The 24,471-nt window shown below is 70.5% G+C and carries 25 protein-coding genes and 1 tRNA gene; 11 read left to right on the forward strand and 15 right to left on the reverse strand.

The window, feature by feature from the left end; translation table 11 throughout:
- The first annotated feature begins 211 nt into the window (after nt 1–211).
- Complete coding sequence (locus ACFZDJ_RS25960; RefSeq protein WP_168515043.1) at nt 212–958, forward strand: MIP/aquaporin family protein; 747 nt, start codon at nt 212–214, stop codon at nt 956–958.
- A gap of 79 nt (nt 959–1,037) precedes the next feature.
- Nucleotides 1,038–2,507 (forward strand): aldehyde dehydrogenase family protein, encoded by a 1,470-nt coding sequence (locus tag ACFZDJ_RS25965; protein ID WP_391061977.1) that lies wholly within the window; start codon nt 1,038–1,040, stop codon nt 2,505–2,507.
- 27 nt (nt 2,508–2,534) lie between these two features.
- On the opposite strand, the gene ACFZDJ_RS25970 is transcribed toward ACFZDJ_RS25965, so the two are convergent.
- Nucleotides 2,535–3,005 carry a MerR family transcriptional regulator gene (locus ACFZDJ_RS25970; protein WP_391061980.1) on the reverse strand — a complete coding sequence of 157 codons (471 nt, stop codon included), beginning with the start codon at nt 3,003–3,005 and terminating at the stop codon, nt 2,535–2,537.
- A gap of 70 nt (nt 3,006–3,075) precedes the next feature.
- Nucleotides 3,076–4,101 carry a zinc-binding dehydrogenase gene (locus ACFZDJ_RS25975; protein WP_391061982.1) on the reverse strand — a complete coding sequence of 342 codons (1,026 nt, stop codon included), beginning with the start codon at nt 4,099–4,101 and terminating at the stop codon, nt 3,076–3,078.
- Nucleotides 4,102–4,303: 202 nt separating this feature from the next.
- On the opposite strand from ACFZDJ_RS25975, the gene ACFZDJ_RS25980 reads away from it, so the two are divergent.
- Nucleotides 4,304–4,381: transfer RNA gene (locus tag ACFZDJ_RS25980), tRNA-Met, on the forward strand.
- A 70-nt stretch (nt 4,382–4,451) separates the two neighbouring features.
- On the opposite strand, the gene ACFZDJ_RS25985 is transcribed toward ACFZDJ_RS25980, so the two are convergent.
- A complete protein-coding gene (locus tag ACFZDJ_RS25985) occupies nt 4,452–5,621 on the reverse strand; it encodes an acyltransferase family protein (protein WP_391061985.1) in 1,170 nt (389 codons plus the stop codon).
- A gap of 281 nt (nt 5,622–5,902) precedes the next feature.
- Here ACFZDJ_RS25985 and ACFZDJ_RS25990 point away from each other — a divergent pair, with 281 nt between their 5' ends.
- Nucleotides 5,903–6,883 carry a phosphotransferase gene (locus tag ACFZDJ_RS25990; protein ID WP_391061988.1) on the forward strand — a complete coding sequence of 327 codons (981 nt, stop codon included), beginning with the start codon at nt 5,903–5,905 and terminating at the stop codon, nt 6,881–6,883.
- A 13-nt stretch (nt 6,884–6,896) separates the two neighbouring features.
- Here ACFZDJ_RS25990 and ACFZDJ_RS25995 read toward each other — a convergent pair whose 3' ends face one another.
- Together ACFZDJ_RS25995 and ACFZDJ_RS26000 are read right to left on the reverse strand one after the other, a co-directional pair.
- Nucleotides 6,897–7,997 (reverse strand): DNA glycosylase AlkZ-like family protein, encoded by a 1,101-nt coding sequence (locus ACFZDJ_RS25995; protein ID WP_391061990.1) that lies wholly within the window; start codon nt 7,995–7,997, stop codon nt 6,897–6,899.
- A 160-nt stretch (nt 7,998–8,157) separates the two neighbouring features.
- Nucleotides 8,158–8,685, reverse strand: coding sequence for a DUF664 domain-containing protein (locus tag ACFZDJ_RS26000; RefSeq protein ID WP_391062505.1), 528 nt, complete (start codon nt 8,683–8,685; stop codon nt 8,158–8,160).
- 215 nt (nt 8,686–8,900) lie between these two features.
- Between ACFZDJ_RS26000 and ACFZDJ_RS26005 the strand changes: the two genes are divergently transcribed.
- The 3 genes from ACFZDJ_RS26005 (at nt 8,901) to ACFZDJ_RS26015 (ending at nt 13,112) form a co-directional block, all read left to right on the forward strand.
- On the forward strand, nt 8,901–9,932 hold the full coding sequence (locus ACFZDJ_RS26005; RefSeq protein ID WP_391061993.1) for a WYL domain-containing protein: 1,032 nt from the start codon (nt 8,901–8,903) through the stop codon (nt 9,930–9,932).
- A gap of 376 nt (nt 9,933–10,308) precedes the next feature.
- On the forward strand, nt 10,309–12,171 hold the full coding sequence (locus ACFZDJ_RS26010) for an ABC transporter transmembrane domain-containing protein (protein WP_391061995.1): 1,863 nt from the start codon (nt 10,309–10,311) through the stop codon (nt 12,169–12,171).
- Entirely contained in the window at nt 12,168–13,112 is a 945-nt protein-coding gene (locus ACFZDJ_RS26015) for a protein kinase (RefSeq protein WP_391061998.1), read from the forward strand. The genes ACFZDJ_RS26010 and ACFZDJ_RS26015 overlap by 4 nt, the downstream gene beginning before the upstream one ends.
- Here ACFZDJ_RS26015 and ACFZDJ_RS26020 read toward each other — a convergent pair.
- The 5 genes from ACFZDJ_RS26020 to ACFZDJ_RS26040 all read right to left on the reverse strand — a co-directional run bounded on the left by ACFZDJ_RS26020 (nt 13,090) and on the right by ACFZDJ_RS26040 (nt 16,161).
- Nucleotides 13,090–13,842, reverse strand: a complete 753-nt coding sequence (locus ACFZDJ_RS26020) for a hypothetical protein (RefSeq protein WP_391062000.1) — start codon at nt 13,840–13,842, stop codon at nt 13,090–13,092. The two genes, ACFZDJ_RS26015 and ACFZDJ_RS26020, sit on opposite strands and share 23 nt — an antisense overlap.
- Nucleotides 13,832–14,419: a sigma-70 family RNA polymerase sigma factor gene (locus ACFZDJ_RS26025; RefSeq protein ID WP_390940335.1), complete on the reverse strand. Its 588-nt coding sequence runs from the start codon at nt 14,417–14,419 to the stop codon at nt 13,832–13,834. Before ACFZDJ_RS26025 ends, ACFZDJ_RS26020 begins: the two co-directional genes overlap by 11 nt.
- Nucleotides 14,420–14,606: 187 nt before the next feature.
- Entirely contained in the window at nt 14,607–15,212 is a 606-nt protein-coding gene (locus ACFZDJ_RS26030) for a hypothetical protein (RefSeq protein ID WP_391062003.1), read from the reverse strand.
- Nucleotides 15,124–15,771, reverse strand: a complete 648-nt coding sequence (locus ACFZDJ_RS26035) for a hypothetical protein (RefSeq protein ID WP_391062006.1) — start codon at nt 15,769–15,771, stop codon at nt 15,124–15,126. Before ACFZDJ_RS26035 ends, ACFZDJ_RS26030 begins: the two co-directional genes overlap by 89 nt.
- A gap of 120 nt (nt 15,772–15,891) precedes the next feature.
- Nucleotides 15,892–16,161 carry a hypothetical protein gene (locus ACFZDJ_RS26040; RefSeq protein WP_391062008.1) on the reverse strand — a complete coding sequence of 90 codons (270 nt, stop codon included), beginning with the start codon at nt 16,159–16,161 and terminating at the stop codon, nt 15,892–15,894.
- Nucleotides 16,162–16,527: 366 nt separating this feature from the next.
- Here ACFZDJ_RS26040 and ACFZDJ_RS26045 point away from each other — a divergent pair, with 366 nt between their 5' ends.
- From ACFZDJ_RS26045 to ACFZDJ_RS26055, 3 genes are all read left to right on the forward strand, one after another.
- Nucleotides 16,528–17,325 (forward strand): SAM-dependent methyltransferase, encoded by a 798-nt coding sequence (locus ACFZDJ_RS26045; RefSeq protein ID WP_384916520.1) that lies wholly within the window; start codon nt 16,528–16,530, stop codon nt 17,323–17,325.
- A gap of 296 nt (nt 17,326–17,621) precedes the next feature.
- Complete coding sequence (locus ACFZDJ_RS26050) at nt 17,622–18,020, forward strand: VOC family protein (protein WP_384916524.1); 399 nt, start codon at nt 17,622–17,624, stop codon at nt 18,018–18,020.
- 694 nt (nt 18,021–18,714) lie between these two features.
- Nucleotides 18,715–19,173: an Lrp/AsnC family transcriptional regulator gene (locus ACFZDJ_RS26055; RefSeq protein WP_391062011.1), complete on the forward strand. Its 459-nt coding sequence runs from the start codon at nt 18,715–18,717 to the stop codon at nt 19,171–19,173.
- Nucleotides 19,174–19,213: 40 nt separating this feature from the next.
- Here the strand turns inward: ACFZDJ_RS26055 and ACFZDJ_RS26060 are convergent, their stop codons facing one another.
- The gene (locus ACFZDJ_RS26060; RefSeq protein WP_391062014.1) at nt 19,214–20,047 is read right to left on the reverse strand and encodes an SIS domain-containing protein; all 834 of its coding nucleotides are present in this window, start codon (nt 20,045–20,047) and stop codon (nt 19,214–19,216) included.
- Nucleotides 20,048–20,078: 31 nt separating this feature from the next.
- Nucleotides 20,079–20,384 (reverse strand): antibiotic biosynthesis monooxygenase, encoded by a 306-nt coding sequence (locus ACFZDJ_RS26065; protein WP_391062016.1) that lies wholly within the window; start codon nt 20,382–20,384, stop codon nt 20,079–20,081.
- A 151-nt stretch (nt 20,385–20,535) separates the two neighbouring features.
- On the opposite strand from ACFZDJ_RS26065, the gene ACFZDJ_RS26070 reads away from it, so the two are divergent.
- Entirely contained in the window at nt 20,536–21,771 is a 1,236-nt protein-coding gene (locus ACFZDJ_RS26070; protein WP_391062018.1) for an amidohydrolase family protein, read from the forward strand.
- Nucleotides 21,772–22,066: 295 nt separating this feature from the next.
- Here the strand turns inward: ACFZDJ_RS26070 and ACFZDJ_RS26075 are convergent, their stop codons facing one another.
- The 3 genes from ACFZDJ_RS26075 to ACFZDJ_RS26085 all read right to left on the reverse strand — a co-directional run bounded on the left by ACFZDJ_RS26075 (nt 22,067) and on the right by ACFZDJ_RS26085 (nt 24,465).
- Nucleotides 22,067–22,552, reverse strand: a complete 486-nt coding sequence (locus ACFZDJ_RS26075) for a hypothetical protein (RefSeq protein ID WP_391062021.1) — start codon at nt 22,550–22,552, stop codon at nt 22,067–22,069.
- 226 nt (nt 22,553–22,778) lie between these two features.
- Nucleotides 22,779–23,744, reverse strand: coding sequence for a zinc-binding dehydrogenase (locus tag ACFZDJ_RS26080; RefSeq protein WP_391062023.1), 966 nt, complete (start codon nt 23,742–23,744; stop codon nt 22,779–22,781).
- 328 nt (nt 23,745–24,072) lie between these two features.
- The gene (locus ACFZDJ_RS26085; RefSeq protein ID WP_391062025.1) at nt 24,073–24,465 is read right to left on the reverse strand and encodes a MerR family transcriptional regulator; all 393 of its coding nucleotides are present in this window, start codon (nt 24,463–24,465) and stop codon (nt 24,073–24,075) included.
- Nucleotides 24,466–24,471 lie beyond the last annotated feature (6 nt).

Below are 24,471 nucleotides of genomic sequence, written 5' to 3' on the forward strand. Positions count from 1 at the left end.
GCGGGCCATTGACAGCCGTCACCCGATCCCGCAGACTCGCCGCACTCAATAAATGAACAGAAGTTCACTCAGCGAAAATGCACTAGCGATAAGAGCACAGGTCGCCTGTCGGGCGCACCGCGGAACGTTCCGCACTCGGCCCCGGCCTCCCCGCGGCACGGCCTGAGCCGAGCCGCGCCCCAAGACCCCCTCCCTTGCCCTGAGGACTCCCATGAGCACTTCCGCCCAGAGCCGCGCGGACCTGATCCGGCACAGCGCATACGAGTTCGCGCTGACCACGGTGCTTCTCTTCGCCGTGGTCAGCCTGGTCCGCTGGCTGGCCTTCCCCGGCTCGTCCCTGGCGATCGGTGACCCGGACACGCTGTTCGTCGTCGCGGGAACCGTCGTGGCCGCCGTGATCGCGGCGCTGATGTACTCACCGCCCGGCCGCGCGTCCGGCGGCCATCTCCACCCCGGCGTCACCGTCTTCCTGTGGACGTGCGGGCTCTTCCCGGGCCGCGCCGTCCTGCCGTACGTCGCCGCGCAGCTCGCCGGGTCCCTGGCCGGGACCGCGCTCGCCTGGGTGGTGTGGGGCAAGGTGGTCGGCCAGGTCGGGTACGGCGCCGTGCATCCCGCGCCCGGTACCGGCGCCGTCGAGCTGTTCGTCGTCGAGGGCGCCGCGCTCGCCGCGGTGTTCGTCGCGGTCACGCTGGTGATGTCCCGACCCTCGCTGCGGGGGCTGATCCCCGCGGTCATCGGGCTCGGAGTGGGCGTGGTCATCGCCACTCTGGGCACCGTGACCGGCGCGAGCATCAACCCGGCGCGCGCCTTCGGCCCGGCGCTGCTGTCCGGCCAGTACGACCACTTCTGGAACTACATGATCGCGCCGCTGGTCGCCCCGGCCCTCGTCGGCCTCACCTACCGCGCCCTGCGCACGCGCCGGGACCGCTCCGCCCCGACCGCGTCGGCAGAGGCGTGACCCGACGGCCACCGGCCGTCCCGGCCCCCGCTCCCCCCTCCCACTCACTCGCCCCGTTCCACTCACCCTGGAGGACCCCATGTCCACCGTCCGAGGCCTGATCATCAACGGCCAGGAGGTCCCCGCCTCCTCCGGCCGCACGGCATCCGACATCAACCCCTGGACCGGCGCCGTCTGCGCCGAGGTCGCCGCCGGAACCCCCGAGGACATACGCCGAGCCGTGGAAGCCGCCGACGCCGCGTTCGAGGCGTGGGCCGCGACCAAGCCCGCCGAGCGGCGACGGATCTTCCTGCGCGCCGCGCAACTGATGGAGGAGCGCGTCGAGGAGGTCGTCAGACTGATGGCGGCGGAGGTCGGGGGCGTGGCGCCCTGGGCCGGCTTCAACGCCAAGCTGGCCTCCGACATCCTCCTGGAGGCGGCGGCCGCCGTGAGCGGGCCCACCGGGCAGACGCTCGCCACGAACTCCGAGGGCGTCCACTCGGCGCAGGTACGGGTCCCCAAGGGCGTGATCGCCGCGATCTCGCCGTGGAACGCGCCCGTCATCCTCGGCATGCGCGCGGTCGCGATGCCGATCGCGATGGGCAACACCGTGGTGATGAAGCCCAGTGAGGACGCACCGATCGCCTGCGGTCTGCTGATCTCGGACGTCCTGCACGCGGCGGGGCTGCCCGCGGGAGTACTCAACGTCGTCACCAACGACCGCGCCGATGCCGCCGAGGTGGTGTCCGCGCTGATCGCCGACGACCGGGTACGGATGGTCAACTTCACCGGTTCCACGGAGGTCGGGCGCGTCATCGGCGTCCAGGCCGCGCAACACCTCAAGCCCGCCGTCCTCGAACTCGGCGGCAAGAACGCCCTGCTCGTCCTGGAGGACGCGGACGTCGACTACGCGGTGGACGCCGCCGTCTTCGGCTCCTTCATGAACGCCGGGCAGATCTGCATGTGCGTGGACCGTGTCATCGTGCACCGCGCGGTCGCCGAGGAGTTCACGGCCAGGTTCGCCGCCCGAGTCCAGGCCCTGCCGTACGGGGATCCGGCCGACCCGGGCACGGCGGTCGGTCCCGTGGTCAACACCGGTGCGGCCCGCCGGGTTGCCGCGCTCGTCGCGGACGCCGTGGCCCAGGGAGCACGGCTGGCCGCGGGCACCGGGCAGGTCGAGGAGCCCGGCACGCTCATCCGTCCGGTCGTACTCACCGGCGTCACCAAGGAGATGAGGATCTACTACGACGAGATCTTCGGCCCGGCGACGGTGATCCACGTGGTCGACAGCGCCGACGAGGCCGTGACGCTGGCCAACGACACACCGTACGGTCTGACCGCCGGCGTGATCACCGAGAACCTGGCGACCGGTCTGGAGGTCGCCCGCCGCCTGCGTACCGGCATCGTCCACATCAACGACCAGTCGATCGCGGACGAGCCGCAGGCCCCGTTCGGCGGTGTGAAGAGCTCCGGCTACGGCCGCTTCGGCGGGCAGGCGGGCGCCGAGGCCTTCACCGACATCCGCTGGATCACCGCCCAGACCACCGGCCACGCCCACTACCCGATCTGACATGTCCGACGAGGAAGGGCTCCCTGGTCAGGTGGGATTCGATGCGGACGGCACCGGCGGTGACGGCGTAGTGATCCGGCTCTCGCCGCGCGGGTGATCCGCCGGGCCCGGTCCCGGGCTCGGAGTCGGCGGTTCGCCGGAGGCGCAGCGTGCGAGGGTCTCGCGCAGGGTGGCCAGCCGGTTGATCTCGGCGTCGAGGGCGGCCAGTCGGCGGCCGACAACGCCGGAGGCGGGGGCGCCGGGTTCGACGGAGCCACACCGCGGGGGCGGATCCTGGGCCAGCAGATCGAGGCGGTCGGCGCAGCTGCGCAGGTCCTCGATGGTGAGCCCGAGGGCGAGCAACTCCCGGATGACGCGGACTCGTGCGATCTCTCCAGGCCCGTATTCCCGCTGACCGGAGGCCGTACGGACGGGCGGGGGCAAGAGTCCGCGCTGCTCATAGAACCGAAGCGCCCTGGGCGTGGTACCGGCCGCCGCTGCCGCGTCCCCGATCCGCATCCTGCCTCACTCCCCCGCCCCCCGTGCTTCGCCCACTCTCGGCCGGCGAACGGGTGCCACACCGTTACAACTACAGTTCTACGACAACGGCCCCGAAGTGTCTGCCTTCGATCAATTCCCGCAACGCCTGAGGGGCGCGATCGATGCCCTCGATCCGTGTATGGGGGAAGCTGATCGCTCCAGAGCGCAGCCAGTCACCGAAGCGGCTGGTCCATTCCTTCTCGACCTCGGGGTGGTCCGCGCCGCTGTATCCGCGCAGCGACACGCCCTTGACGACAAGGCGGAAGGCGTCGATCTCCATCGGCGCGCTACCGCCGTCCCGGTGCGCGGACATCTGTCCCGACAGGGTGCCGACCAGGGCGAAACGCGCGCCCTGCCGGGCCGCGGCGAGTGCGGCGGTCAGTTGCTCGCCGGCGACGGTGTCCACCAGGACGTCAATGCCCTCGGGTGCGGCCTGCCCGAGCTGGGCCGCGACGGACCCGGCGCCTCGCAGCACGACCGCGTCGTAGCCGAGCTCGCAGACCAGCCGCTCGGCCTTCTCCGGCGAGCCGGTGCTGCCGATCACCCTTCCCGCGCCCAGCAGTCGGGCGATCTGCCCGGCCAGGGAGCCCACCGCTCCCGCCGCTCCGGTGACGAAGACGACGTCACCGGACCGGACTTCGGCGAGGCGGGTCAGCGCTCCGTAGGCCGCGGATCCCGGGGAGAGGTACGCCACGGGATCGGGCAGCACGCCGTCCAAAGGGGTGCACTCGGCGGCGGAAACCAGGGCGTACTCCCGCCAGCCGAGCATGTGGGCGACGGCAACTCCCGGGCGCAACGGGCTGTCGGCCGGCGCGGCCACGACCTCGCCGACGGCGGGACCGAACAGCACGTCCCCGGTGCGCAGTCGCGGCAGGGGCAGGCCGTCGACCTCCGCTCCGATCAAGGTGCGCAGACCGGGGAAGACCAGGAAGTGCCGGTTCCTGACGAGGACTTGACCTGCTTTCGGCTCGGGCAGCGGCGTCTCGACGACGGCGAAGTGTTCCCGCGCGGGCAGTCCCCCGGGGACGGCGGTGAGCCGGACCTCGCGGGCGGTGCGGGGCAGGGCTGCGCTCATGTGCGGCCTCCTGGGCGGGGTCGGGGCGGCGGCACCGCGCACGTCCGCCGCCGGAGTGAGCTGACGCTAATCCCTGACGCGTACGTCAAGGTCAAGCCCGAGCCTGGTTCTCGTGGAGATCGATGCGTGGGACCGGTGCCGATTCCTCGCCGGAACAATTGCGCTCACACGGCCGTCCGTTGGCGTAGAGTGGTCCTACCGACGCGGGGTGGAGCAGCTCGGTAGCTCGCTGGGCTCATAACCCAGAGGTCGCATGGTTCAAATCCTGCCCCCGCTACCAAATCTGGCCCCTTCGACACCCATATGTCGAAGGGGCCAGAAGCATGTACAGCCATCCGGGCGACGAGAGCTCAGGCGCGGCGTGGCCGGCTGAATCGGCGCACGAGTGGCGCCTCGACCAGGGCGTAGAGCGCCCAGGACAGCAGGACCGTGACGGCGGCCGTGCCGACCAGCATCGCCACGCCTGTCGCGGTGGAGTACATCTGGTGGGTGCCGAGGGCCTTTCGGAGCGTGGACAGTGCTGTGTAGTGCAGGAGGTAGAAGGCGAAGGAGATCTCGCCGAGCCAGACCATCGTGCGGCTGCGGAACAAGGTGAAGCGGCCCTCGATGTCCGCGGTGGCCGCGGCCGCGATCAGTAGCGCGATCGGCAGGATCATCGCGGCGCGCTGTCCGTAGAGATAGGGCACATGGAAGGTCAGCACGTACCCGCCGACCAGCAGCAGGCTCGACCAGAACATGCCGATGTTCCGCCAGCGCCCGTGCTTCACCGCGAGCGCCACCAGAATGCCGAGGGCGAAGTCGACCATACGGACCGGGGGCAGCACGTAGCTGAACCAGTACTGCGAGACCGAGAGGTCCTGGCCGCTGGGCACCCGTGGGGTCTTCGGGAACAGGGCGTACGCCAGCGCTGGGGTGGCCCACACCGCGGCGATCGCTCCGGTGATCCAGTACTTGAGGTGACGGGCGTCGATACGCCTGAAGACGCTCAGCAGCAGGGGGAAGCTCAGGTAGAAGACGGCTTCCACGGCCAGCGACCAACTCGGTGAATCCACACTGAAGTTGGTGAAGTAGCTGGGCACCCACACCTGGACCATGAAGAGGTTGGCGATGGAGACATGCGTGGAGGTGTAGGAACTGGCGAACAGCAGCATGGCAAGCGCCCAGGCGACCACGTAGTTCGGGTAGATCTTGACGAACCTGCGCCGCCAGAACTCCGTCGTGGTGTCGCCGCGCCGTGCCGACCAGGTCAGTACAAAGCCGCTGAGTACGAAGAAGAACGACACGCCGAGGCCGCCGGCCTGCGAGGTCCAGTCGGCGAGGCGGTACTCGGTACGGTCGTCGGACAGCAGCCGCAGCGGGGGTATCGGGAGGAAGGCGTGGTGGGCGAACACGGCCAGCGCGGCGGGGAACCGCAGGCCGGTGAGGGAGGGTAGCCGGGAGACTCGGGGGCGCTTCGGCTCGGCGGCTTCGCCGCTCTCGTCGGCCGGCGCGGAGCCGGTCAGTACTTGCTCAGTGGCCACGGAATTTCCTTTCTCGAGTGTCGTCCTGCAGCGGCCCGGTCCTGTGCGGGACGCGAGATGCCTGCGAGGGATGCGAGAGGGGTGCTGTCCGGCGAAGGGTGTGACGCGGCGGGTCGGGGGTGAGCGACGGCCTGCGGAGAGGCGGCCCGCTCTTTGTACAGTCGCGTGCTCGTGGCTCACTCAAGAGTTGTTGTTGGATTGAGCTCGTTCGGGCTGGGGTGAGGTCGACTCAACCGGCCCGACCGCGAAGCCTCGTCATCAGCGTCCGGAGAGGTTCCTGAATGCACTTCACAGCCGATTTCATAGCGGAGACCTACCAACTCGGCTCCGGGCCATGGGCGATGACGCCTGTCACTCGTGGCGCCTTGGGTCAGATCTGGAGGTTCTCCGGGAACGGCTCCTCATGGGCGGTGAAGGAGCTCCTCTTCGGCTGCGACGAGGAACAGGTCAGCCAGGAGGCCGCGTTACGGCAGGCCGCGGAGGACCTGGGCATCGCGTCGCCGCGGCTCTTTCCCAATCGGCACGGTGCATACGTCTCCCACGTCACCGCTCCTTCAGGCGGGTCCTGCGTGAAGCTGTACGACTGGATCGACGGCGCCAAGGCGGACGCGTCCGATCCGGGCATTCTGGACTGGTTCGGCCGGACCATGGCACTCCTCCACACGGCGGGACAGGGCGCGAGCGTGACGCCGGATTCCTGGTACGAGCGGTGCCCCCAGGACGTCGAGTGGAAGGCCCTGCACAAGCAGGTTCGTCAGGCCGGCCTGCCGTGGGCGGAGGCGCTGGGCCGGTTCATCGACACTTCCGCGGCAGAGTTGGCGCACTGGGTGACACCGGCCGACCCCGGCGATCTGGTGACGTCGCATCTGGACCTGCAGCCCCAGAACGTTCTGGTCGGCCGGGACGGGCCGGTCCTCCTCGATTGGGACAACGCCGGGGTCACCTCGGCGGAACGCGAGTTCGCACGCGCCGTGTACGTATGGTCGGGCGGCAACCATGTGGACACCGATTCCGCCCGGCAGCTGGCGCGGGCCTATCGAAGTGCCGGAGGCGGCGCCACCATCAAGGGTCCGCAGTCGTTCTCGATGCTTTTCGCGACGGCCCTGAACTTCGTCTACGTACAGGCCGAGTGCGCCATCGACCAGACCGTGACCGCCGCCCAGCGCGAGTTCGCAAGTCGGCAGGTCGTCGCTTCCTTGCGCACCATGCCGGGCCTGGAGGTCGTGTCCCGACTGGCCGCCGCACTGGATGCCGTGCGGTAGCCAGGTGTACCGCTCAGCCAGGAGCCGCGGCAACCCGTACGCGACGGCTCTCGCTGTCGGAGAGGAACGACGCCAGTTCCCGCCCCTGTTCGGCGACGGCGGTGCGCTCGGCCGAGGAGAACCGGCGCGGTGGCGTGACGTTCACGGTGCCTGCCTCGACGTTCCAGGTCGCGGCGACCCGGCCGTCGACCAGGACGACACGGGCGCCTGCGACCGACAGCCCGCGGTGGTCGTCGTCGACGATCCGGCCGCGGTCGTGGTAGCCGAGGAGCGCGTTGTCGAATGCCGGCAGGAACCGGACCGGGGCGGGTGTGTCGGGGTCGGGGCGCGGCATGTCGGGCAGGTCCAGCAGTTCCCGGCCTCGCTCGTCGCGAAAGGTGACCAGCTCCTCGCGTACCGCGGCCACGGCGGCCGGCAGTCCGGCGAGGCCGCACCAGGCGCGCAGGTCGGCGGAGGCGGCGGGGCCGAACGCGGCCAGATAGCGCCGTACCAGCGCCTGGCCCACGGGATCGGAGCCATCCTGGGTCGGCGGGTCGATCTCGCGGCCCAGCCAGGACGAGAGCGGCACGTTGCGCACCCCCGCCTTCGTGCGCCACAGCCCGCGCGGTGGCAGCTGTGCCATCGGGACGAGGGCGGCGATCAGCATCTCCCCCAGGGCCCGTGGTCCCGGTGCCGGCCAGCGCTCGGCGAGCGCCCGCGCGAGCTCGGTCATCGAGCGGGGCTCGCCGTCGGCCATCACCGCCCGGCCCGCCGCCGCGAGTTCGTCGAGGTCCACGCCGTCGAGTTCGCGGCGGTAGGTGCCGAGCACCCGTTGGCGCAGCATGGCGTCGTGGCGGGACCGCCAGGCCAGGGCGTCGTCGGCGGTGAGGAGATGGACGGTGCGGCGCATGAGATGGGTCCGCACCACACTCCGCCCGGTCAGCAGGTCCGACAGCCCCGCCGGGTCGAACGCCCGCAGCCGGGACCAGAGCCCGACGAACGGCTCCTGCGGTTCCTGTGCCTGGAGACCGCACAGGTGCGCGACGGCGTCGAGGACCGGTAGGTCGGCGTGATCGAGCAGCAGTTGTCGGGCGAGCGTCGCGCGGTTGAGGGCCCGGGTGTCGAGAACGGTCATCGGGTCACACCGATGCCGGTCCGCCCCGGTTCGCACATCTTCACGGTGACGACGTTCCCTTCGGTTCCGTGCAGGTCTTGATCGATTCCGTGCGGGTCCCGCGGTCGGGACCGGACGGCGGCCGGCGGGCAGCCGCCGCACGGTCGAGGTCCGTCACCGGTCAGGTCGACGTCTGCCCGTCGAGCGTCTCGCGCAGAATGTCCGCGTGTCCGGCGTGCTGGGCGGTCTCGGCGATGACGTGCATCAGCACCCGGCGCACGCTGCGCACCGCTCCAGGCTCGTTCCAGGGCGCCTCCGGCAGCGGGTGCGTCGTGGACAGGTCGGACAGGGAGGCGATGACCTTCTCGCTCCGGGCGGCGACCTGCTCGTAGCGCTCGACGATCGCGGCCAGCGTCTCGCCGGGCAGCATCCGGAAGTCGTTCTGGTGGTCGATCGCCCACTGCGGGAACTCGCGTGCGGTACCGGCCGTCAGGTCGGCCCAGGTGACACCGTCGGGCAGGTCGTAGCGCATGGCCGACGGGCCGTCGGCCGCGAAGCGCATCCATCCCTCCTCGATGGACGCGACGTGCTTGATCAACCCGCCCAGGCACAGCGCGCTGACCGTCGGGTGCTCGCCGGCCTGCTCGTCGCTGAGCCCGCGCGTCGTGTTGGTCAGGGCGGCTCGCGCGGTCGCGAGCTGGGCGAGCAGGTCGGCCCGCTCGTCGTCGAGTGTGGAGGACGTAGAGGGTGTGGAGGGCGTAGAGGACGTTGAGGGCGTGGAGGGCGTGTTCGTGGCGGTCACGGTGATCGGGTCCTTCTGTTGGTTGCTGCTGTCCGGCTGTTCGTTGCTGCTGTCCGGCACGGAAGAACAGTCGCAGGAGAAGCGGTCAGCTCGTGTCCGCTTCTCGGGGCACCATGGGAGTCATGCAGAAGACCTCAGCGCGGCTGCTGTCGCTGCTCTCGCTGCTCCAGGCACGCCGGGACTGGCCCGGGGCGCTGCTGGCCGGCCGGTTGGACGTCAGCCCGCGCACCGTGCGCCGCGACGTCGACCGCCTGCGCGAGCTCGGCTACCCCATCGTGGCCACCAAAGGACCTGACGGGGGGTACCGGCTCGACGCAGGCACACAACTGCCCCCGTTGCTGTTCGACGACGACCAGGCCGTCGCCCTCGCCGTCGCGCTCCAGATCGCCACCACCACCGGTGCCGGGATCGAGGAGGCCGCGGCGCGCGCGCTGAACACCGTCCGACAGGTCATGCCCGCACGGCTGCGCCGCCGCATCGAAACCCTCCAGGTCACCGCCGTCGAGCGGCCGCTGGCCCGGCCGAACCCGCAGGTCGACAGCAGCGTGCTCATGACGCTCGGCGACGCCGTCCACGCCCGCGAAGTGCTGCGCTTCGACTACACCCCCGCGTCCCCGGCGGGAACCGGCGACGGCGACCCCGCCGGCACTCCGCCGCGCCGGGTGCAGCCCCACCACCTCGTCACCTGGGGCGGGCGCTGGTACCTCGTCGCCTGGGACCTCGACCGCGACGACTGGCGCACCTTCCGTGCCGACAGGATCAGCCCGCGCACCCCCACGGGCCCCCGTTTCACCCCGCGTGAACTGCCCGGTGGGAACGTGGCCGCCTTCGTGACCAGCAGGTTCCGGGGCTCGGACGGCTCCGGCGGCTCGGACGGCTCCGGCGGCTGGCCCTGCCGAGGCGAGGTGATCCTCGGCCTCCCCGCCGCCGTCGTCCTGCGCCACACCCGTGAGGGGATCGTCGAGGAACTCGGCCCGGACCGCTGCCGCCTCGTCCTGGGCTCTTGGTCGTGGCCCGGCCTGGCAGCCACCCTCGGCAGGTTCGACGCCGACATCGAGGTCGTCGGGCCGACCGAACTCAGGGACGCCTTCGCGCACTTGGCCCGCCGCTACGCCAACGCCGCAACCGGCGTCCTGACACAGAAAGCCCAATAGGACAAAACCAACTATTTACATAAAAAAGCCATCCGAACAATGTCCGGGACCGTATCTGATACAAGGCACATCCCAATGGGAGGAATGCCATGGCTATCTTCAGTGATCTCTTTCCTGCCAGACACGGTGACCACGGCCACGGCCACGGCCACGACCATGGGAGGAACGACCACTCGGGTCACGACGACCGCTCGATGAACAGGCACGGCCGTCACTCCGACTTCGAGGACCACCGGTCCGGTCACGACGAGTGAAACCCGGAGCGGACCGGCCTCCGGAGGACCGACCGGAGCCGGTCCGCTTCGTCGTCCGAGCGATGGTCGACGAAGGGATGACGGACGACAGACGGACGACAGACGGATGACGGACGCATGCGATGAAGCGTGTCCCGAGCCATGTTCTGGAGCGGCTGCTGTCGGTGGGCGAGGAGTCCGCGCCCCTGGTGACGGCCGCACCGCCGGTGCCGCCGCGCGAGGTCTTCCGGCGCTTTTGGCCCTACACCCGCGGCCGGCGGCGCTGGCTCGTGCCGCTCGTGCTGTTCAGTCTCACCGGTCCCCTGGTCGACGCGGCCGAACTGTGGCTCTTCAAAATCGTGGTGGACGACGTGCTCGTCCCGCGGGACCTGCGACCGTTCCTCTGGATCGCACCGGTCTACCTGGGGCTGGTCGTCGCCTCCGGCGTTCTGGGGTTCGCCGACGACATGACGGCCACGTGGGTCGGCGAACGCTTTCTGCTGACCCTGCGCGCCGACGTGTTCCGGCACGTCCAGCAGCTCTCGCTCGGGTTCTTCGAGCGGCGGCGGCTCGGGGACGTACTGTCGCGCGTCACGGGTGACGTCGACGCCGTCGAGACGTTCCTGCTCTCCGGTGTGGCGGACGTTCTCTACAACGTGATCCGGCTGGGCGTCTTCCTCGGGCTGCTGTTCTACCTGCGCTGGGACCTGACCCTCCTTTCACTTGTCATCGTGCCGCTGTTCTGGCGCGCCGCCCGGCACTTCTCCCGGCTGGCGAGGGAGGCGTCCCGGGAGCGCAGGCGGCGCAGTGGCTCGCTGAGCGCCGTCGCCGAGGAGTCGCTGGGGAACGTGGCCCTGGTCCAGGCGTACAACCGGCAAGGCTGGGAGGAGCGCCGCTTCGAGCGCGAGAACGTCGGCAAGTTCCAGGCCTCGATGACCACCGCGCGCATCCGTGCCGTCTACCGGCCGGTGGTCGAGCTCATCGAGGTGTCCGGTGGCCTCGCCGTCATGGGCCTCGGCACCTGGAAGCTGGCGCAGGGCCAGCTCACACTGGGCGGACTGCTGGTCTTCCTGGCCCTGATCGGCAAGCTCTACAGCCCGATCCGCGACCTGTCCCGCCTCGGCAGCACCTTCTACGCAGCGTCGGCCTCCGCGGAACGGATCATCGAGTTGCTGGACCAGCGCCCCCAGGTCGTCGAGGCAGCCGACGCTCACCGGATCGGCCGGGCCCGGGGCGAGGTCGAGTTCGACGGCGTGTCCTTCCGCTACCCCGGTACGCCGGCCTCGGCGCTGTCCGAGGTGTCGTTCCACGTCTCCCCCGGCGAGAGCCTGGCGCTGGTCGGCGCGAGCGGCGCGGGCAAGTCCACCGCAGCCAAGCTGCTGTTGCGGTTCTACGACCCCGACCGGGGCACGGTCCGGCTCGACGGGACCGACCTGCGCGACCTGGCCCTGTCCGACGTGCGGGAGAGCCTCGCGGTGGTCCTGCAGGAGACGCTGGTCTTCCACGGCACGGTGCGGGAGAACATCGCCTACGGCCGACCCGACGCGACGGATGCGGAGATCGTCGCGGCGGCCCGCGCCGCCGACGCCCACGACTTCATCCGGCTGCTGCCCGACGGCTACGACACGATGGTCGGCCAGCGCGGCCGGACGCTGTCCGGCGGTCAGCGCCAGCGCCTCGCGATCGCCCGCGCGATGATCAGGGACGCACCCGTGCTGCTGCTGGACGAACCGACCACCGGCCTCGACGCCCGGTCGGGCCTGCGTGTCATGGACCCGCTGCGCCGACTGATGGCCGGGCGGACCACCGTTGTCATCTCGCACAACCTGCTCACCGTCCGCGACGCCACGCGGATCGTGGTGCTCGCCCACGGGCGGGTCCTGGAGACCGGGACCCACGCCGACCTGCTCGCGCGCGGCGGTGCCTACGCCGGTCTCCACCGATTGCACGCCGTGCCCGGCCCCGAACGGGCGGGCGGCCCGCCGCCGGGGGCGGTGGCGTCGTGACCGGGACGCGCACTCAGGTGCGGGCGCCCGCGGCGGGGGAACCCGCTCCCCCGCCCCTGGCCCCGGGCACCCGTCCCGCACCGGGCTACGAGATCCTCCGGCACCTCATGCGCACGGGCTGGCTGGACCTGTACGACGCGTGGAGCGAGGAGCGGGCCTGCCGGTGTGTCGTCAAGGTCGTACGTCCGGACCGCCGCGACGAGGCCCGGCCGCGGGCCCGGCTGCTGCGGGAGGGCCGGTGGCTGTGCGCCTTCAGCCACCCGCACCTGGTCCGCGCGTACGAGACCCTGGAGTGGCCGGAGACGCTGGTCGTCCTGGAGACGCTGACCGGGGAGACGCTGTCCCCTCTCGTCCACCGCCTGCGGCGGCGACCGGCGGCCGCCGACGTGGCCCTCCTCGGCGTGCAATTGTGCTCCGCGGTCCACTACCTGCATGGCCGGGGCCTGCTGCACCTGGACCTCAAACCGTCCAACGTGGTGGTGGACTGCGGCCATGCGAAGGTGCTCGACCTCAGCGTGGCGCGGCCGCCCGGGCGCGCCCCGGCCGGGTTGGGCACGTTCCACTACCGCGCGCCGGAGCAGGCGCGCGGTGGCCCGCTGACAGCCGCCGCCGACGTGTGGGGGATCGGCATCACGTTGTACGAGGTGGCGATCGGCGACGTGCCTTTCGCCCTCCGCGGGACCGCGGAGGGCACGGACGACGGCGATCACCACGGGTGTCCGCTGGAGGTGAGCGCACCGCCGATCGGCTCGCGGCGCCGGCTGCCCCGCGCCCTCGCGGCGGCCATCGACGGCTGCCTGGGCATGGACGCGTCGGCCCGGCCGACGGTCACCGAACTGGCCGCGTCGCTCGGCGCGATCGTCCCGGCGTACGGCCCTCGTATGCCCTCCTCCGGAAACCCGGGAGCCGGGGACGTCGCTACGTTTCCCCGCCCGACGTGAAACGGGTGGTGGCGAGCACGGTGCCGTCGGGCGACGTCAAGCGGGCGCCGGACACGGACGCGGGGTCGACGGGGGTCGGGCCGCCCCAGAACCCGCGGCCCTGGCGCAGGGTGAAGGTGCCCGTCCGGACCGTGCCGCCGTCGCGCCGCTCCAGCAGGCAGGAGACCATGCCGCTGTACGAGGTGTGCGTGCCGGTGAGGTCGACGGTCATGTAGATCCAGCCCGGGGAGCCGGTGTGGGCGTACACCTCGCCGGCCGACTGCCTGGGGGCCGCGGCCGAGGTCAGATCGCCATGCATGTCGGCCTCGTCGCCGGTGGTCCGGGAGGCGCCGGCCACCACGTTCTCGATCGCCGTTCCGGCCGCCCAGCCGCCGAAGCCGACGGCGAGGACGAGTGCGGCCACCGCGGAGGCGAGTCGGAGTCGAAGCCGGCCGCCGAAGCCCCTGCGCCAGGCGCCCGGAACGCGGGCGCGCGCCCGGCCGTCCTGGGCCGGCATCCCCTGGGTCAGCGCCTGCGCCACCCGGGTCTCGAAGCCGACCGGCGGCTCGCAGCCCGGCAGTAGTCCGATCAGCCCGTCGCCGACGAGGGTCAGCTGCTCGACGTACTCGCGGCAGTCCGCGCATCGGTCGAGGTGGGCGACCGCTGCGGCCCGCTCGCGTCCCGGCAGTATGCCGAGAGCGAGTTCGGCGCCGATCTCCCGCAGCTTCTCGCAGGTCATGTCATTGGACATGGTCGCCTCGCTTCGGGGACGCGAGCGTGGTGCGCAGCTTCGCCATAGCGGTCCTGATGCGCGTCTTCGCGGTGCCCAGGGGGATGTTCTCCCAGTCGGCAACCTGCTGGGCCGTCATGCCGTAGATGCTCGCCATCACCAGCGCGCGGCCCTGTTCGCGGGGCAGTTCCCCCACCGCCGCCCGCAGCCGGGAGGACGCCTCGTCGGCCAGGACATGCTGTTCGGGGGTGTCACTGACGACTCCCAGGATCACGTCGAGGTCCTCGGGCGCCAGCGGCTCCGGCCGCCGCGCGCGGACGGCGTCGATGGCGAGGTTGTGTGCGATGGTCGTCAGCCAGGTCTTCACCGAGCCGCGCCGCGAGTCGTAGATCTGGGCATGCCGCCAGGCACGTTCGAAGGTCTGCTGGGCGATGTCCTCGGCGAGTTGTGTGTCCCCGGTGACGGCGATGGCGACACCGAAGACCGTGTGCTGGAACCTCCGTACGAAGGTGACGGCCAGCTCCGGGTCGCCCGTGGCCAGCCCGGACAGCAGAGCCTCGTCCGGGAGACGGCCCACGGGGAACCGGAATCTCGACATACCCATATATACGGTCCGCCCCCGCCAGGAGATTGCCCGGCTGTCACGGAACCTCACCCTCCGATTCTCCCGCGCTTCCGCCTGCACGGCGCGGGCAGCGGGCAGTGGGCTGCACGCTCATGGTGAGGGGGACGTGGTGCCGGGGGGGCGAGGCTGGGGCCGAGCCTTCGGTGGCCTGGCGGGACGCTCAGTGGCCGTAGGGCGGCTCGAAGCACCCGGTCTCCGGGTACGGGCCGTTGGTCGTCACCTCGTAGTTGGACTTCTGCACAAACGCCGTGACGCAGGCGTCGTCATGGACGCGGAGGCCGACCAACGCTCCCTCGGGCGTGACCTCGCGACCGTCCGTGAAGCGCGAGTTCATGGCCCGGACCATCAGCGTCCCGCCGAGCGGCTTCCCGTTCGACCCGGTCCGCTCTTCCTCGTAGCCGAGGTGGAGCAGTGCCGCGCGCACCGTCACGGGGTCCCACTTCTTCTGCTCCCACAGCCGCTTCAGGACCGGCCTGATGCGATCGGCTTCCCTTCCCGCGTCCATCGCACTGGGGGGCGACATGGCTCCCGGGCGGCGGTAGCCGTTGTTCTCGTTGTAGTGGGGAGCACCGTCGCCTGCCCCCGGCTCCACGTACGGGGAGGCTCCCGATGCGCCGGAAGCGGCGCTCCGAGGCGTGCCCGTAGGAGCCCCGGCCGTCGAGTCCGTGGCGCGCTGCTCACCGCAGCCGCCGAGACACAGGACGGCGACAAGGGCCAGACCCGTCATCATCGGACTGCCGGGCCGGCCGGATATCGAAAGAGGCATGGCATGACTCTGCCATGCCGGGGATGGCCATGTCCGCGGCGTAGTCGACGCGAGCTTGGCGGTCTGCCTCGCTGATTCCGGGGTGGACGGGGGGCGTGTGGGGTGCGCGCCAGAGTTGGACCAGGTGCCGCTCACCGTGGTCGCCGATGCCGGGTTCGGGGTCGTCGGTGTGGCAGTACAGGCGCATCCGCACCCAGTGGGTGCCGTCGGGCACGGGCGGGAGGTGGAGGGCAGGTTCCTCGTCCGGCCATGCGTCGAGGATGTCGCCCTGTTCGAGCGTCGCGAGGCAGAGGGTAGGGAGGTCGGCCCGCAGGCTGATCTCTTCCATGGGCTCCCACTCGGCGCCGGTTTCGGGTGCCGGCGGGGCGTTGTGGACCTGGACGGTCAGCTGGAGGGGGCCGGTGTCGGTGGTGGTGAGGACGACGGCGCCGGCGTCGGTGGCCGGACCGCAGCGCCAGCCGAACGGCATCTCCCGGGGATACTCGTAGTCGTCGGTGAAGCCGATCAGGTAGCCGTTCTCGCCGAGGTCGACCGTGAACGAGGACGAATGGACCAGCATGGAGGATGTCGCTCCCTTCACTGACACGAACTCTCCCTTGATGCGTACGGGTATTTGATGCGTACGGGCATTGTGGCTGGTCCGTGCTGATCGGTACGGGTGGTGCGCCGGATCAGGAACTCAGGGCCCCGGGTTGATGTGCCGGGCCCAACGGTGCCTCCGGCAGGAAACGGCGTCTGCGGCGACCTCGGTCGAGAAGTACCGCCCGTCGAACTGGGCCGGCCGTCGGAATCCGTTGTCGTCCAGGTGGCCGAGTTCGATCAGGTCGGGTCCGCCCCGGTACGGGGAACCCGTCGCCACGACCGCGCTCGCCTCCCACATCGCGTCCCTGGCGCGCACCCCCAGCAGATGGCGGGCGTCGGACGCCCGGTGGGCCGCCGTGAGTGCCACACCGCCGCCACCCGTTGCCGGGACGGCGAACCGCGCGGCTCCTGGCGGATGGCGGCGAGGAACGTCTCGCGTCCGTTGACGTGGAACCCAGGGGTGGCTCCATGCGGTCGCGCTCCCAGGTGGACCGCGAACCCCGGTCCACCGCCGCCCCGCTTCACCCACGGGCCGTACAGCGGTCCTCCGCCTGACCGGGCACCGGCCCGGCACCGAATGCCCCGTCGACCGAGGCGGCCTCCTGCGCGCACCGACCGTGACCACATCGCTCGCGCCAGTAACTACGGTCATGGGCAGGGCAGTTGATATGCGAAGCTGTCGTCAGCCGCTCGCGGGCAAGGTGGCCGGGGCAGTCGTCGAGAGGAGCGCAGCGTGAGTCAGGACGGCTTCCGCACCGAGGAGATAGACACCAGCAGGCCACATCCTGCGCGGATCTACGACTACCTGCTGGGCGGCAAGGACAACTACGAGGTCGACCAACAGGCCGGCGACCGTCTCGCCTCCGCGGCACCCGAGGTGCGGATCGGTGTGCAGGCCAACCGCGCCTTCCTGCAACGCGCCGTCCGTTACGTCGTCAGCAGCGGCGTCCGTCAGATCCTCGATGTCGGCACCGGGCTGCCCACCGCCCCGAACGTGCACGAGACCGCCCACGAGGTGGCCCCGGACGTGCGCGTCGCGTACGTCGACAACGATCCGATCGTGAAGGCACACGGCGACGCTCTGCTCAGCCGCTCCGGCGCGACCAGTATCGTGCTCGCCGACCTGCGCGACCCGCGGGCCATCATCGACCACCCCGACGTCCGCCGAGTCATCGACTTCGACGAGCCGGTCGCCCTGCTTCTCGTCGCCATACTCCACTTCATCACCGAGGCGGAGAAGCCCGATCAGGCCGTCGCCGCCCTTCGCGACGCGCTGCCGGCCGGCAGCTACCTCGTGCTCTCGCACGCCACGGGCGACTTCGCCGACCGCAGCGAGGCCCAGGCCGTCTACAACAACGCCACCGCCACGCTGAACCTGCGGACCCGCGCCGAGGTAGAGCGGTTCTTCGACGGCTTCGAACTGGTCGAGCCCGGCCTGGCCCAGGTCCCGTTCTGGCGCCCGGACACCCCGCCGCCGGCGCGATCCGGCGAGATCGGCTTCTACGGGGGCGTGGCTCGCAAGATCGGCTGAACCGGCCTCTCCGGCCGACCCCTGAGGCGGCCAGGCGTCGGCACGAACAGAATCACGAATGAGGGGCCTTGCTTCCGTGCGGTTGGTTACGGCGGGTGAGGTGGGGTCCCCGGTTCTGGCAGCTGGGCATTCCAAGTGATATCGGCTGCGCGTCTCCGGCTCAGCCATGGGCGTGAGGATCGGATCACCGAGACCATGGTGGCTGGCGGTGTCCGTGAGGCCAGTGTCAGAGGCAGGTCCTAGCCTCGTCCTCGAAGGACTGACGCCTTTATCCGGAGGACAGCACCATGGCCTCGATGCCACAGAAGATCACCACATTCCTCATGTTCGAGGGCAGGGCGGAGGAGGCGCTGACTTTCTACATGTCGTTGTTCGAGGACGCCGAAGTCGTCGACATCTCCCGCTACGACGCCGACGGCCCCGGCGAGGCGGGCACGGTCCGGCGCGCCACGTTCTCGCTCGCCGGACAGCGGTTCATGTGCATCGACAGCCATGTCAAGCACGCCTTCGGGTTCACCCCGGCGGTGTCGCTGTTCGTCGAGTGCGACACCGAGGCCGAACTCGACCACCTCTATGGCGCCCTCGCCGAACAGGGCACGGAGCTGATGCCGCTGGGCTCGTACGGCTTCAGCGCCAAGTTCGGCTGGGTGAACGACCGCTTCGGCGTCTCCTGGCAGCTGAACCTGCAGGAGTGACAGTGGTACGGCGCAGAATCCGAAACGACACCCCCCAGGACAGCCGCGCACACGCACCCTCGCCCGGGCGCCAGACTCCCGAACGGCGTCCCGCGCGGCGTCGCGCCCGATACGATCACCGATGGTGTCGCACCAGGTGATCGGGCTCGGGAGTTGCGGTGGCTGAGCTGATCCGGCAGCAGAAGCTTGCCGTGGAGGTCGACTTCTACGGTTTCGCTCTTCAGGACCTCGACGACACACAAGTCCCCCTGAAGTATCCGGAAGGCCGTGAGGCCGGTGGTGCGTTCCTGACCGCCCATGAGGGTCGGCTGGACATCGAGAGCGCCGGCCACACGCACACCGCCGCCATGACTGCCGAAGTATGGGACGGGGAGCCGCCCACCGCCGATGACCGCGGCGACTGGGAGGAACAGGCGGAAGCCGAGCTTCACTCCCCGTCAGGTGAACTGGCGCTGTGGGGCGTGGCGGCCGGGCCGATGGACACCTATGTGCACCTGTCCGACACGGACGGCAGGTGGCGAGTGCGGGTGTACTGCGAGGGCCGCCGTGAGGTGGCACGCCTGGCGCGGGAGGGCGTGCCGGAGGACGTCGAGCGGTACCTGGTCCAGTTCTGGCCGCATGGTGGGCGTCGGCCGGCAAGGAACACAGTTCGTCAGAGGTCGGCGACAACCCTGCAGACTGTCTGCCTATCCAAGTGTTCGACTGGGGTCGTCCGCTGGACCGCGCCGAGCCCTTCATCACCGCGCCCTGGGGCCGGCACACCGCCCACAGACGGCTCCAGCGCATGCTGCGCGGGGGCGAGATCACGCTGCGCTGCGACCTGGCCCGCCCCCTCGCGGGACTGCCGACGGCGATGATCTACCGCGCCTCGGTCCCCCACTCCCCGCGCGAGGCGACCGGCAACGCGCTGGCCCGCATGAAGCAGGTGCGCTCGTGCGTCTCCGTGAGCGGCCCGCACAACCTGACCGTCATCGTGTGGCTCCACGGGCTCGCCGCCGTCGACCCGTTCGAGGCACTGCTCGCCGACCGCTTCCCGGATCTGGAGGTCCGGGACCGTACCGCGGTGCTCCACTCCGTCAAGCACATGGACCGGCTGCTCGACCTCCAGGGCCGGGCCACGGGCCGTGTGCCCTTCGCGCCGCCGCCGTCGTGAACAGCAGGGCGGTTCCGGGCGGGCCCGGCAAACCGGCCTGTCAGGGCTGGTCGTCCATCAGGTCGAGTTCCTGCCACATCTGCTGGACCTGACCCGAGGCGCGGATGGCGTCGTCGTCGGTGAGTTCACTGAGGACGGCCTGGACGGCGGCGACCATGGCGGTCAGGGAGGGGCCTGCCTGGATGCCCTCGACGGGGGTGACGATCAGGTGGTCGGCGTACTCGGCGAGTGGCGAGGAGCCCAGGTCGGTGAGGACGCTGACGGTGGCGCCGCGCTCACGGGCGAGCCGGGTCAGGCCGCGCAGCGTACGGGTCAGGCGCCAGACGTTGATGGTGATCAGGCAGTCGCCCGGTTCCAGGCGGGCGACGTGGACGGCTTGGCTGGTGGCGGAGCCGAGGGCGAGCTGGATGTCGTGGCCGGCGACGGCACCGAGGTAGCTCAGGATGTGGGCGGGGCCGGCTCCGCTGCCGGAGCTGATGACGAGGGTGCGGCGGGCCGCCTTGACGGCCCGGGCCGTGGCGCGGATGGCGGCGAGGTTGTCCGGGGTGGCCAGAGCGGTGATGTTGGTGGCGTCCTGACGCAGCATCTGGGCCGCAGGGTCGGCGGCCGGGCCCGCGGACAGCTCACCCGAGGAGACGGAGGCGAGGTAGCGGGCCCGGAGCTCCTCGCGCAGCTGGGGCCAGCCGTCGAAACCGAGTTGCTGGGCGGTGCGCACCACGGTGGAGACGTTGACGCCCGCGCGTTCGGCGACTTCGCGGGCCGAGGAGTAGCTGGCGAACTGCGGCGCCCGGAACAGGACGTGGGCGACACGTTCGGCCTGGGGGCCGAGCGCCCCGCGGGTGGTGCGGCCGGCCAGCCACGCCTCGATGGTCACTCCGCCTCGTCTCTTCGTGCGTCGGGCGGGTTCACTGCGCCGCGTAATGCTCGGCGACGTGGAACTCGCGGGTGCTGATGGCGTCGGCGGAGTCGAAGAAGGGCGCCATGCCCAGGGCGATCTCCCGGCGCCGGGGCGAATTCTGCCATGCGGCGCGGGCGGCGACATCGGCCCACAGGGCGGTGACGACGATGGTGTGCGGTTCGTCGTCCGCAGGAACTAGAACCTGCGCGGCCGGCGCACCGGAAGCCCCCAGGATGCCGGCGGACCGGTAGTAGGCGATCAGCTCGTCACGGCGACCGGGTGAGGTGCGAAGGGACAGCGTCGTGAACTTCATGCATCAATCATTGCACGAATGCATGTCCTGCATCTAACATTGCACACATCCTCCTGAAGCCCGACCGTCCGCACCGGCCGCCGAAGATCCGAGCCGGCCCCGGCGGACGAACCTCCGGCCGCGGCCGGGAACAACCGGAAGGAAAGCGAGCATGACCACCCCGCACCCCGTACGCCTGCTGATCACCGACGCCCGTCTGCTGCACCCCGAGAACGGCGAGATGACCGACGCCTCATGGCTGGAGGTCGCCGACGGCCGCATCGCCGCCCTGGGCACCGGACGCCCGCCCGCGGCACCGCAGGACGTGCCGGTGCTGGCCGCCGGCGGTGCGACCGTCATGCCCGGCCTCGTCGACGCCCATGTCCACATCCTCCTGACCACCTTCGACCGCACCGAATCGGAATCCTGGTCCCCCGGATACGCCACGGTCCGCGCCCTGAGAGAAGCCGAACGCATGCTCCGCCGGGGCTTCACCACCGTCCGCGACGTCGGCGGCGCCGACCACGGCATGGCCCGGGCCATCGACGAGGGTCTCGCTCTCGGCCCCCGACTGATCCATGGTGGCAAGGCCCTGTCACAGACCGGCGGACACGGGGACGTCCGCCCGCTCGGCGACGACACGACGCCCTGTTGTCAGGGCCACCCCTCCTTCGCCCGTATCGCCGACGGCGCCGACGCCGTACGCACCGCCGCGCGGGACGAGTTCCGCAAGGGCGCCGCACACCTGAAGATGCTCATCAGCGGCGGGGTCGCCTCACCCCACGACGAGGTGTCGGCCGTCCAGTACTCCGACGACGAGATCCGCGCCGCCGTCACCGAGGCCGAGAACCACAACCGCTACGTCACCGTGCACGCCTACCACCCTCGCGGCGTCAACCGGGCCCTGCGGGCGGGCGTCCGGTGCGTCGAGCACGGAAACCTCCTCGACGACGACACCATCCGCCTCCTCCTCGAACATGACGCCTATCTGGTCCCCACCCTCGTCACCTACGACCAGATGGCCCGGTTCGGCAAGCACGCGGGAATGCCCGAACAGTCATACAGAAAGATCGCCGAGGTGCACGAAGCGGGCCTGACCGCCCTCGAACGCGCCCACAGAGCAGGCGTCAACCTGGTCTTCGGCAGTGATCTGCTCGGCCCCCTGCAGAGCGCGCAACTCGAAGAGTTCACCCTGCGCGCCCAGGTCCAGCCCCCGGCCGACATCCTCCGCGCCGCGACCACCACGGCCGCCCGCCTGCTGCGCATGGAGGGCGAGATCGGCACCCTGGCCGTCGGAGCCTGCGCCGACCTGCTCGTCGTCGACGGCAATCCCCTCGACGACATCCGCGTCCTCACCCGCCCCGAACAGCACCTGCGCCACGTCATCAAGGCAGGGACCGTCATCTGAACCGACTTCGGCGAGCTCGAACCGCCGGATCACGCCGCGTGCCGTCGACAACGACGACCTGGTCCGCCCCCAGCAGGTGGCGAGGGCCGGTACCCGGCTGCACGGTCTCACGACCAGACCAGCACATTCCTCATGAGCACTGGCAAACAACGGTGCTCCGCGGCCAACTGAACGGGCGTGGGTCACCTGGTAGTTGTGGTCTACGAGGTGGGGATGAATGCGTGACCGGGGCAACGGGTCACCTGATCGAGGAGGCACGGCCCAGCGTGCTCAGTCACAACGCTGCGCCTCAGCCCTACGCGACTCCTCCCTCACCCCTCTCGATCTCGAGGCTTGCTCCCCCCACGGCCACCAACTGCACAAGTTCGTCCACCTGGCCAGCGATGATCATCCTTCGGCGCTCCAGTAGATCCCTGTAGATCGTCAGGGGAACGGGCTCGCCACTGGACGCCGCCCGTGTCAGCGCGAAGCGGGCCTCGACCTCCAACGCGAGGTAAGCCCTGCGGCGTGCATGTGCCGCTCGCTGATGCACCTCCGGCTTCAGGAACGCGATGGCAGCGCCGAGTCCCGCACTGACGAGCGCCAGCACCGCCGCAGGGATACGGGCCCCCTCCGAGGACAGCCCCGTTGCGCCTGAGATACCAGCCAGCACAGCGGCCGGCAGCCCGAGGGCGGCATGGGTAAGCCGCCAGAATCGCCGACGGAAGCGATTCTTCCGTGCCTGCTCTTCACACTCGGCGCGAAGACCAGCGACTTGGTTCCCCACTGCATCATCTGCCATGCGGCGAGCCTGGCACCACAGCACCGTCCGGACAGGCCAACTATGAGGTGGTGACCACGCTTTCGTGGCGCGCCAGCCCGGATGTCGTAGTGGGTGAGGGGCATCTGGCGTAGCCGTCACGCAACCGCGGGCAGGACCTCCTGGTTGGCCGCGGTGGCCACAGAACACTCAGCCGGCAAGCGCTCGCCGGTCTCGCGATGGCTGCCCGGTAGGGGCTCCGTCCGCTTCAGTGCCGGACGGTGACGATGACCTTGCCGACCTGACCGTTGGCCTCCATGTGACGGTGGGCGTCAGCGCTGGCGGACAGGTCGAAGGTGCGGTCGATCACGGGCGCGAGGGCTCCGGTGCGCTGGCCGGCGGTGATGAAGGCATGAGCCCGGCGGGTGCGGTCGGGATCCTGGATGACGTGATGGACGCCGTAACCGTGGACGTTCAGCGGCCAGTTCATGGGCAGCGGGGCGGGGCGGGGGTCGAGCCAGCCGTACACGATCAGCACGCCGTCACAGGCCACGAGTTGGGCGAGTTGAGTCGGGCCCGGGCCGCCGATCGAGTCGAACACGACGCGGGCGCCCTCCCCGCCGGTGATGTCCTCGACGCGGTCGGCCAGGTCGTCGTGGTCGGTCGCGATGACATGGGCGGCACCTGTCCGCACCAGCTGCTCGGCCTTGGCCTCGGTGCGGGTCACGGCGATCGGTATGGCCCCGATCTGACCGGCGATCCGAATGGCGGCCGTGCCCACGCTGCTGGACGCCGCGGTGATGAGTACATGGTCGCCCGGCCGGGCCCGACCGACCTCGATCAGCGCGCCGTAGGCGGTGAGATAGGACATCCACACAGCGGCCCCGGTTGGTGCGTCCATCCCTGCGGGCCGGGACAGCACCGCGTCCTCCCGGACGATGGCGCGGTCGGCGTAGATGCCATCTGCTGACATGCCGGTCCCTGTCACCAGGACGCTCACAGCGTCACCCGACGCGAACCGCGTCACCTCCGGCCCGACGGCCTCGACCACGCCCGCCGCCTCGCTGCCGAGCCGGGAGGCGGGCAGGGTCGGTTGGTAGTAATAGCCGCCCGCTCGGAGTAGCGCGTCGGTGTCCAGTGTCGGCGCCGGCAGCGGCGAGCCGTGCCGGTCGGCACCAGCCGGCACCAGGCCGAGCGGGATGCCGTACCCGTCCACCATGAGGGAGCGTTTCACCCCCCGACTACCACGATCGGCTGGAAAGGGCCCGGAAACCATTCCTCCGCCGGGGGCTTCGGCGATGCAGCCATCGACGGAGATACCTTCCAATACCAGGCCCAAGATCAGGTCGTTGAGACGGCGGCGGTGAACACCCAGCGGGTGGCCAGGGTCAAACGTCGGCCGCTCAGGGAGCAGTGCGGAAAGCTGAACCCACAACGACTCGACAAGCCAAGCCGGGATGACAGGCACGGACGATCCTCGTGCAGGCAGCAGATCCGGGCCGTCTTGCGCGGCACGTTGGACGGATTGCTCGTCCGGCGGAAACGGCCGCGGCACTCCACCATCAAGCGGCCTGCTCGTCTGCGGTGCCGTCGGGTGCCGCCAGCCATGGCATCCGGTGGACGAGGCTGTCGCGCAGCTCGGTGAGGATCGCGATTCGCTCCTCCAGCTGAGCCACCCGCTGTGCGCCGACGCCGTAGCCGTCGGCGCACAGCGGCGAGTAGGAGAGCACCTTGGGTAGATCGGCGTCGAGGTAGGCCAGGAGGGACTTCACATCCTCCACGGTGAGCCCGCAGGACAGAAGCTCACGGATGTTGCGGACCCTGCGTACCGCACCGGGCTCATACAGGCGATATCCCGCCGTCGTACGGTCGGACTCCAGCAGGCCCTGCTCCTCGTAGTAACGCAGGGCACGGGTCGTGGTCCCGGCCTCCGCGGCCAGTTCACCGATCAGCATTGCAGC

Origin of the sequence: Streptomyces sp. NPDC007896 (assembly GCF_042959425.1) — a bacterium.
Taxonomy (GTDB): Bacteria; Actinomycetota; Actinomycetes; order Streptomycetales; family Streptomycetaceae; genus Streptomyces.